Source organism: Aureimonas sp. AU4, from assembly GCF_001463765.1.
GTDB lineage: Bacteria > Pseudomonadota > Alphaproteobacteria > Rhizobiales > Rhizobiaceae > Aureimonas.
Map to the genome: position 1 here is coordinate 1 of NZ_BBWK01000108.1, position 3444 is coordinate 3444.

The 3444-nt window shown below is 61.2% G+C and carries 4 protein-coding genes; 2 read left to right on the forward strand and 2 right to left on the reverse strand.

Annotation, left to right across the window (positions count from 1 at the left end):
* Positions 1–46: 46 nt before the first annotated feature.
* Both AUL35_RS21195 and AUL35_RS21200 read right to left on the reverse strand, forming a co-directional pair.
* A complete protein-coding gene (locus AUL35_RS21195; protein WP_062018565.1) occupies positions 47–451 on the reverse strand; it encodes a hypothetical protein in 405 nt (134 codons plus the stop codon).
* Entirely contained in the window at positions 442–921 is a 480-nt protein-coding gene (locus AUL35_RS21200; protein ID WP_062018567.1) for a hypothetical protein, read from the reverse strand. Before AUL35_RS21200 ends, AUL35_RS21195 begins: the two co-directional genes overlap by 10 nt.
* A gap of 356 nt (positions 922–1277) precedes the next feature.
* On the opposite strand from AUL35_RS21200, the gene AUL35_RS21205 reads away from it, so the two are divergent.
* Together AUL35_RS21205 and AUL35_RS21210 are read left to right on the forward strand one after the other, a co-directional pair.
* Positions 1278–1751, forward strand: coding sequence for a VOC family protein (locus AUL35_RS21205; protein ID WP_062018569.1), 474 nt, complete (start codon positions 1278–1280; stop codon positions 1749–1751).
* A gap of 333 nt (positions 1752–2084) precedes the next feature.
* Positions 2085–3444 (forward strand): hypothetical protein (locus AUL35_RS21210; protein ID WP_156418147.1); only part of this gene is annotated, 1360 nt, incomplete at its 3' end.

The window sequence follows — 3444 nt, forward strand, 5'->3', positions numbered from 1 at the left end:
GCGGCCAGCGCGGCCGTGAGGCCGAGTGCCGTCAGGCTCGCTCCGATCAGGACAAGCGCTTGCCGAGGAACTTGCCGCATATCTGGGCCCTCACCTGGGTTTGCGAGTTGGGGAAAGGAATGCTCTCGGCGCAGACGCGCACCTTGCGCGTGGCCTCTCCTGCAAACGGGATCGTGACGATCACGGGACGCGAGCCTTCCGGCGCCAGCATCAGGGGACTGGCCGAGACGCGGGCTCCTTCAACCGGGGTGAAGTCCTGATCATAAACGCGCACCTCGACGCGGATCGGCCGATCATAGGGGTTGGACGGAAAGACGCGGACCGCAAAGGCGTCGCTGACGCTTCGGACCTCACCGCGCATCGGGGTCAGCGACTGGGCCCGGGCGCCCCCAGCGAGCAGCACGGCCGCCAGCACCAGGATCGACGGGATGGCGGCGCGCTTCACTCGCATCGCACCGTCACCGTGGCGGCGTAGGATCCCCCGCGGAACGAGTCCGTGCTAGACTTCGTGCCGGTCAGATGGATGTCCATGTTGGTCAAGCCCGATCCGGTCATCAAGGTCGCGGCGCCCGTCTCGCTCACCGTCTGGACACCGCTCATGGAGTAGACTGGCGTCCAGGTCGTCGATCCCGTATCGGCTGCGGGGGCGGTCGCACTGGTGACTGCATCCAGGCTGACGCGCACACCGCCCGTGGTTGTGATGGTGACCTTGGCAGGCGAGCCGCCGGGGTTCTTGGAGCTGAGGTTGCTGAGCGCGCCGTTGGTGGTCATCACGCCGGTGCCGTTGGTGATGCCGATGGTGCAGTTCGTCGTGACGGTGCCGTTGAACGTGACGGTGTTGGTGACAGCCTGCGCGCTGGCCGGGATGGATCCGCCGGCCAAGGCGCTGGTCAGCCAGAACGCCTTTCTCATGCGTGACATGTATTTGCTCGCGAAATGTGGTGACACCAGATCATCACTCGCGTGGCGTGTTCGAAACTTACGGTAGATTAGTAACAACCGTTAGGGGAAATACGTACGTAGTGCGTGCCAAGCGGACTAAATCGGTTCGTCGAACGAACGGCCGTCGCTAAACGATGAGCAACTCTACGTGGGTAGAGACGGGCGACACGATTGCGCTTCCGGAATGTCTGCTTCTCAGCGTTGTTGACCCAAACCCGACAGGCCGGTTTCCACCCAACTGAGCCGACCACCGTCATGGAAGCGGACATTCGGAAGCGGTCCCCACGTTCGACCCTTTGCAGACGAACGGCGCGCTTGCTGGTAGGACGGACCGCATGACGGAACACACGAGCATCCACGTGCGCCGCGCCGACCACGTCGGCTTCGCGGTCGCCTCCCTCGATGAGGCTCTTCGGTTCTGGGTCGACGGCCTCGGCGCGCAGCTTGTGCGGACCGGCGAGATGGGGGGCGAGTTCCTCGGTCAGGTGACGGGAGCGCATGGGGCACAGGTTCGCATGGCGACCGTCTCGCTGGCGAATCAGACGATCGAACTCCTGGAGTACCGGGGGCTGGATCCGCCAACCCTTCCGGCCAAGCCGTTCGACCCGGGCTTTGCGCATCTGGCCCTCGTGGTCGACGACATCGACGCGCTCCTGGTTCGGATCGCCGCCTACGGCTGGAAGGCGCAGGGCATTCCGCAGCCGATCGCAAGCGGTGCGCGGGCTGGAACGCGCGTGATCTACGTTGTTGGCCCTGACGGCGCGACGATCGAGTTCATGCAGCCGCCTGCTACCACGCGAGACTACTGACCACGCTGGAACAGCGCCCGATATCTGCCCGGTCGCGCCGATCGGCGCTTCGAGGGTAGACGTCCGGAAGCGGTCGGACAGCTATCGACCCATCTGGGACCAACAAGGAACGAGTTGTGCTGACCAGGAGCGGACGTCGAACGGCTTCGCTTAGAAGTCTCCGATCTTGAAGCAATGACCTGCCATGACGTCCTCCAAATGTTCCCACTCATGCCAGATCAGCGCGTAGGGTGGGCGATCTGCACTGGGAACATTCGAAACGGTCAAGCTGCCTTGCCCGATCCCGTGCTAGGGTCCCACCATAGGTTCAGCAAACTACATATCAGGGCGATCATGATTGCGAACACGCCTGTCTGTGATGCAGCGGTTACCACAGATCTTGGTGACGCCTTTACGCAGCACGTTTCAACATACCGAGGCAGACCGGAGTTTGCGCTGAGCTATCCTGAAACGAAATGGCTCAACGTGCTGCGCATTCGCGCGGACAATGCGCATGATGCTGCGCTTGGCCGGATGACAGATGAAATGCTGAATCTCCTTTCGAATCCAGTTTCGGCAGGTGATAGGTTCAAGCCGCGCTTCTTGGAGCTCTATGGTCAAGCGCGCAAGCATGCGTATCCGCTGGCATGCGCGCTCTTGGACGAGATCCATGCGATCAACGACATCACCCGCGACTACACCCTTGCCTGCTTCGACTTTGGGATGATCCGACGGATGGAGGACGAGGCGCTCCGCAGCAAATCGATGCGCACCTTTGTCGATGATATGCTGAAGAAGCTTGGAGCGACGACGAACCGCCCCCGACACGACGTCTTTCGGCAGGTGTTCGACGTCTATTCAGAGGCTCTCGTTTATCGACTTCTGCTTGAGCGCGGGGCGGGCCATCTCTCGATCGAGAAAATCCCTGAGAGCAAAGAGCCGGGCCCCGATTTCAAATGCGAGTTGCGAACCGAGCGAAGCGGAAAGCCGAAGAGTCTCGAATTTTACATCGAGGTTAAGGCCCTGGATATAGTCGCCGCTCCGCAGCGTCTCCCTGAGATGCTGGACGAAGGCATGGACGTCCAGATCGAACTCGAACGGCAGCTTCGCGAGGGGGAGAAGATCGCGATCGCATCTGGTGAGAGTGCGCCCTATCGACCGTTTGGAACCAACAGCGATTACGATCCGTGGTCAGTTAGGAAAGTGATCGAGACGTTGGCCGAAAAGGCCGCTCAGAATTTCAAGCCAAAGCAGTTTCAGCGCGGCCCGACCTTTGCCTTGGCAAACCTGCTGCGGCTTCCGCTTCCGGGGCAGGGTGCGAGTTCCCTCGTACCATTCTTCTACGACAAGCAGGCTGGAGGTGCCTGTGTCAGTGGGGTGCTGTGGCATATGGCGTTCGGTGAAGTCGGTGCGCCAGTCCATCGCTCGCCTTCGTTTGAGGGGGCAGGCACGGCCGATGGCAATCTTGAGCAAGCCGGCCTGCTGGTGGATCCGGCGGTCCATCTGGACACTCCTGGCCTTATAGCTCTGCATTACGACAAGGGCGCCTACAGGTTCGACGGCCTCTACGACGCGCGTTGGACAGATAGCCGCTCGGGCTGGAGCAATATCGAGGTTGAAACTGTCCTCCATGCGCTTTGCGGAGACTATAACGATCGCGGCAATGAGCGAGCTCATGAATATGCCTATTACGTAGATCGTGAAAAACGCCCCT